At 54.6% G+C, this 5,275-nt stretch carries 3 protein-coding genes and 1 pseudogene; 1 reads left to right on the top strand and 3 read right to left on the bottom strand.

Annotated features, from left to right (window positions below; all coding sequences use genetic code 11):
• Positions 1-374 precede the first annotated feature (374 nt).
• Genes ACTBDZ_RS14810 through ACTBDZ_RS14820 form a run of 3 tightly spaced genes read right to left on the bottom strand, consistent with a single transcriptional unit; the run spans position 375 to position 3,832 of the window.
• Positions 375-1,058 carry an ABC transporter ATP-binding protein gene (locus ACTBDZ_RS14810; RefSeq protein ID WP_438815885.1) on the bottom strand — a complete coding sequence of 228 codons (684 nt, stop codon included), beginning with the start codon at positions 1,056-1,058 and terminating at the stop codon, positions 375-377.
• Positions 1,051-2,757 carry an ABC transporter permease gene (locus ACTBDZ_RS14815; RefSeq protein WP_438815886.1) on the bottom strand — a complete coding sequence of 569 codons (1,707 nt, stop codon included), beginning with the start codon at positions 2,755-2,757 and terminating at the stop codon, positions 1,051-1,053. The genes ACTBDZ_RS14810 and ACTBDZ_RS14815 overlap by 8 nt, the downstream gene beginning before the upstream one ends.
• Before the next feature lie 28 nt (positions 2,758-2,785).
• A complete protein-coding gene (locus tag ACTBDZ_RS14820; protein WP_438815887.1) occupies positions 2,786-3,832 on the bottom strand; it encodes a Fe(3+) ABC transporter substrate-binding protein in 1,047 nt (348 codons plus the stop codon).
• 224 nt (positions 3,833-4,056) lie between these two features.
• On the opposite strand from ACTBDZ_RS14820, the pseudogene ACTBDZ_RS14825 reads away from it, so the two are divergent.
• Positions 4,057-5,192 (top strand): annotated as a pseudogene (locus ACTBDZ_RS14825) (ribosomal protein uL16 3-hydroxylase).
• The last annotated feature ends 83 nt before the right edge of the window (positions 5,193-5,275 follow it).

Genomic DNA, 5,275 nt, shown 5'->3' on the forward strand with positions numbered 1-5,275 from the left:
TGGGATTGTTAGTATGAATCATGAGAGTTACCTCGTGTTTTGTATAAGGATTGGACACCCATATCAAAACCGGTAACTCTCAACCTTGCAAGGTCCAGTGTCAGATCAAGTCGCGACTAATACAACTGATGGGCGTTTTTTCTTGCCCTTTAACGTAGATCTCAACCAGGTTACTCAATGCTGGCAGGAATTTGGTGAATTTCCTGAGGATTATCTAGTATTTGCTCCCGTCAGGGAGGCGATGCAAACTCTGTGAGACGCCGTTTGTACTTTCGATAAGATGTTTTTATCCCGTGCAGAAGAAAGCAAAGTATTAAGAACTCTTGATAGTCAGCGACTAATCAACGGACTCCGTGCTTCCTTCCTGTCATTCATCAGGCAAGTGCGGAAGCTTCTCTATACGCTCCCGCGTGCATATAACCGATACGATCGCTCATCATCATCGCTTCTTGCTCGCTGTGCGTGACCATCAGGGCCGTTTGTCCTGATGCCTTGAGAATGTCACGCACGTCCTGCCCCAGCCGCTGACGCGTCTCGGCATCCAGGCTGGAAAACGGCTCATCCAGCAGCAGAATGCTGGGTTCTGGCGCCAGCGCGCGTGCCAGTGCGATACGCTGCTGCTGGCCACCGGACAGCTCATGAGGATAACGTTCTGACAACGCGCTTAACCCGACGAGTTCCAGCAGTTCACGTACACGGGACTGTATGACGGAGCTTGGCTGCTTGCGCAACCCAAACGCGATATTCTTCGCCGCAGTCAGATGAGGAAACAGGGCATATTCCTGAAACACCATGCCGACGTGGTGTTTTTCCGGCGGCAGGTGAATGCCCGGCCCGGCAACGCAGGTGCCCGAAACCTGAATACGGCCTGCGCTCAGCGGTTCAAATCCGGCAATAGCGCGTAATACGGTGGTTTTTCCACTACCGGATGCCCCCAACAAACAAGTGAGTTCACCCGCCTGAACCGTGAGCGAAAAACCGCTGAGGACATGATGTTGCTGTTGTCCATGTCCGTAGGCAACATGGATGGCTTCCAGAACCAGTGTGGCGTCAGACATGTCGCGACGATTCTCCTTGATAAGGTGCAGTGTTCTGTTGCGGTTCGTTAGGCTTGTGCGCGGTGCTGAACTGGCTGTGCGCCAGCAAAATCACCGGTAGCGTGCCTGCCAGCACAATGAGCAACGCGGCAATCGCCCCTTCTTCGTAAGTGCCGCGTGCAGCTTCGGCGTACAGCACGGTTGCCAGCGTTTCGAAGTTGACCGGTCGCAGCAGTAACGTTACGGGTAACTCTTTCATCGCATCCGCAAACACCAGCAAGGTGCTGGTGACTAACGCCGGGCGTAATAACGGCAGATGTACACGAAAAAATGTTCTGGTGGCGTTCTCCCCCAACAGGCGTGAAGCCTGTTCAAGTGCGGGAGACAGGCGCGTTAGGCCCGCGTCTGTGGCTCCGATGGCGATAGTCTGGAAACGAATCGCGCAGCAGATAACCAGCAGAATGCCACTCGAGAGCAAGGGTAACCCCTGATACTCCAGCAGGCTTGCCAGCCATTTATCCACGGCCAGCCCTGGTGTTAGTAATCCTATTGCCAGTACGGTGCCCGGTACCGCGTACCCGAGAGAGGCAACGCGCAGCAGTGAGCGGCGAAAGCCACCGCGTTGTGAACGGATGGCAGAATGGCGAGCAAACCAGGAGACAATCATGCCAGTGACCAACACCGTGAGTGTGACGCCGAGCGCCAGCAGCAGCGAGTTTTGTAGGGACTGCCACAATCCATGGGAAAGGGGCGTCTCCTGATGCAGGCGCTTGGCACTCTCCCAGGCGAGAAACAGTGCAGGGGCGATAAAGCCGAGTACTACAGGTAAGGCTGTTATGCTAAAGACCAGCATCCCCTTTACGCCAGATAAGCGTATTGGCGTTACCGTGCGCTGCGAGCGACTGCTGCCGTAGCGCTGGCGGCGTCGACCATAATATTCCAGCGTCAGCAGTAGCATCACGCCAATCAGCATTAATACGGCAATTTGTGCTGCGGCGGGCAAATCAGAGCGCGTCACCCAGGTGGTATAAATGGCGACCGTTAGCGTGTTGACGCCAAGAAATTCGGATGCGCCGATATCATTGAGCGTTTCCAACAGGGCCAGACTGACACCTACGGCGAGTGCCGGCCGCGCCATTGGCAGCGCGACTTGCAAGAATGCTCCGGTAGCACTCCTGCCCAATGTGCGTGCTGCTTCCAGCAAATGGGCGGGCTGGCTGATAAACATGGCGCGCATTGTGAGGTAAACATAAGGGTAGAGCACGATGCCCAGCAGGATAATGGCACCAGTCATAGAGCGAATATCCGGCAAGCGAAACTGGCGTGGGCTGTCGTAGCCGAGCAGGGCACGCAGCGCCGTCTGAACCGGGCCGATAGGGTGCAGCAGATCCAGCCAGGCGAAGGCCACGATATAGGTTGGCATTGCCAGTGGTAAAAGCAGTGCCCAACTGAGGATGCGCCGCCCCGGGAAATCATACAGGGTAACCAGCCAGGCACAGCCAGCGCCGATGACGGTGACCAGCAGCGCAACGCCGACTAACAGAATAACCGTGTTACGCGTCGCGACAGGCAGCACATACTGAAACAGGTGTGCCCAGTGGCTGAAATCAGTGTCGGCCGCCAGCCAGAGCAACGACAGGATCGGCATCAGCACGCCGAGTGCAATGGCGCAGCTGGTGATGCCGAGTGGCGAAAGCGGTGCGCGCAGCGTATAGAACATGCTGCGCGCCGTCAGTGCATTTTGATGCTTATTGATCAAAGCCAACTTTATCGACCAACTGGCTGGCTTGTTTACGGTGTTTCACGATGTCGGTTAACGGCAGAGGATCGACGTTCAGTTCACCAATGGTGTCACGAATAATCGGGTCCAGCTCAACTCCCTTGCGCACCGGGTATTCATAGTTAGCCTTGGCATAGAGTTGCTGGGCCGGTGCCGACACCAGATATTCCAGCAGTTTCACTGCCTGCGCCTTATTCGGTGCATAACGGCTGACCGCTGCGCCGCTGATATTGACATGCGTACCGCCTTGCTCGAAGGTCGGTTTCACAACTTTGATCGCATCGCCCCATTGGCGCGCATCTGTACCCTCTTTGGCGTTCTTCATGTGGCCGACATAATAGGTGTTGGCCAGACCGATATCACAGATGCCGCCAAGAATATCACGTGCCACATCACGATCACCGCCGGTGGCTTTGCGTGCCAGATTGGCTTTGACGCCGCGCAGCCATTCTTCCGTTTTGGCTTCACCGTGGTGCGCGATCATGGCCGCAATCAAGGCCGTGTTGTACGGATGCTGTCCGGCACGGATACACACTTTGCCTTTCCACTGCGGATCGGCCAGCGATTCGTAGGTGAAGCTGTTCAGTGGCAGCGATTTTTCCGCATACAGCACACGGCCGCGCATGGATAAGCTGAACCATTGGTCATCGGCACCGCGCAAATTGGCAGGAATGGCGGCTTCCAGCGCTGCCGATTTCACGGGCTGTGTCACGCCTGCTTCGACCAGATCCACCAGATTACCAATATCGACGGTCATCAGCAGGTCCGCTGGGGAGTTTTGCCCTTCAGCTTTTACTCTCTCGAGCATGCCATCTTTGATGAAAACGGTATTGACCTTCACGCCACTGTCTTTGGTAAAGGTATCCAGCAATGGCTGAATAAGGCCCGGCTCGCGCGTGGTATACAGCGTTAATGACTCTTCAGCCATGGCGGGGACGGCGTAAGCGGCCAGCAGCGCTGAAGCCAGCACCAGATGACGTATACCGCGGCGGGCAGAGGAAAGCAGGATAGCCATATTGTTATCTTCTCCAGAGTAAAAACCTTAGTATTGATAGGGAGTTATCACGTGGTGAAACATTTTTTAATGAGAATTAAAATATAGATGATAATTAGTCTCGTTTTCAACTCATTAATGCGGCGATGCGCGGGAGGATGCGTAGAGTCTTGACGCATGACAAGGCGGGACCGGTATCACTCTTTTTATAATCTCGCCCGTTTCTCTTCTCACTGGTGCGAATTATGTCTTTCCAACTCAATCTGAACTGGCCCGAATTTTTAGCCAATTACTGGCAAAAAAAGCCGGTTGTATTAAAACGCGCGTTCCCTGATTTCGTCGACCCGATCACGCCCGACGAACTGGCTGGTCTGGCGATGGAACCTGAGGTGGATAGCCGACTGGTAAGTCATAAAAATGGCCAGTGGCAAGCCAGCAATGGGCCGTTTGAGCATTTTGATGATTTAGGGGAAACCGATTGGTCGTTGCTGGCTCAGGCGGTCAACCATTGGCATGCACCGTCAGCGGAGCTTGTTCGTCCGTTTCGCGTCCTGCCAGACTGGCGGCTGGACGATCTGATGATCTCTTTCTCCGTGCCGGGGGGCGGCGTTGGGCCGCATATCGATCAGTACGACGTCTTTATCATTCAGGGGATGGGCCGTCGCCGCTGGCGCGTGGGAGATAAGCTCCCCTTGAAACAGCATTGCCCGCACCCGGCGCTGCTGCACTGTGAGCCCTTTACGCCGATCATTGATGTCGAAATGGAGATTGGCGACATCCTGTATATTCCGCCGGGCTTCCCTCATGACGGTTTTACCTTTGAGACCACACTCAATTATTCCGTCGGTTTCCGTGGGCCTAATGGCCGAGATTTGATCAGCAGTTTTGCCGACTATGCGCTGGAAAACGATCTTGGCAGTAGCACTACAGCGATCCGGATTTAACGCTGCGTGAGCATCCTGAACGCATTGAAGCGCATGAGCTGGAACGTTTACGTACCATGATGATCGAAATGATCAACCAACCGGAAGATTTTAATAACTGGTTCGGCCGTTTTATCTCCACGCCGCGCCATGAGTTGGATGTCGCACCTGCGGAACCGCCTTTTGAACAAAGCGAAGTGGTCAGCGCTCTGCTCGATGGTGAAGTGTTAACGCGTCTCAGCGGTTTGCGGGTGTTGCGCGTGGGCGATAGCGTGTTTATCAACAGCGAAAAACTGGATATGCCCGATGTGCAGGTGGCTGACGCATTGTGTCATTACACTGAAATCACCCGTGAAACCTTGGGCGATGGGCTTCAGAATCCAGCGGTAGTCGCTGAGCTGACGGCGCTGATTAATCGACCCTGTACACGATTCTGTGTAAATGCCTTTTCTCAGTAGTGACCGTCCAGACGATCACCGAACTCGATAATAAAGCGGCTCATAGCCATACGCCAGTCCCTCAGCGGCATCGTCCATTTTTG

The organism is Symbiopectobacterium sp., from assembly GCF_051710365.1.
Lineage (GTDB): Bacteria > Pseudomonadota > Gammaproteobacteria > Enterobacterales > Enterobacteriaceae > Symbiopectobacterium.

What these genes read in the sequence shown, in the direction of transcription:
- ACTBDZ_RS14810 (WP_438815885.1), bottom strand. Translation starts at nt 1,058, where the DNA reads ATGTCTGACGCCACACTGGTTCTGGAAGCCATCCATGTTGCCTACGGA.
- ACTBDZ_RS14815 (WP_438815886.1), bottom strand. Translation starts at nt 2,757, where the DNA reads ATGTTCTATACGCTGCGCGCACCGCTTTCGCCACTCGGCATCACCAGC.
- ACTBDZ_RS14820 (WP_438815887.1), bottom strand. Translation starts at nt 3,832, where the DNA reads ATGGCTATCCTGCTTTCCTCTGCCCGCCGCGGTATACGTCATCTGGTG.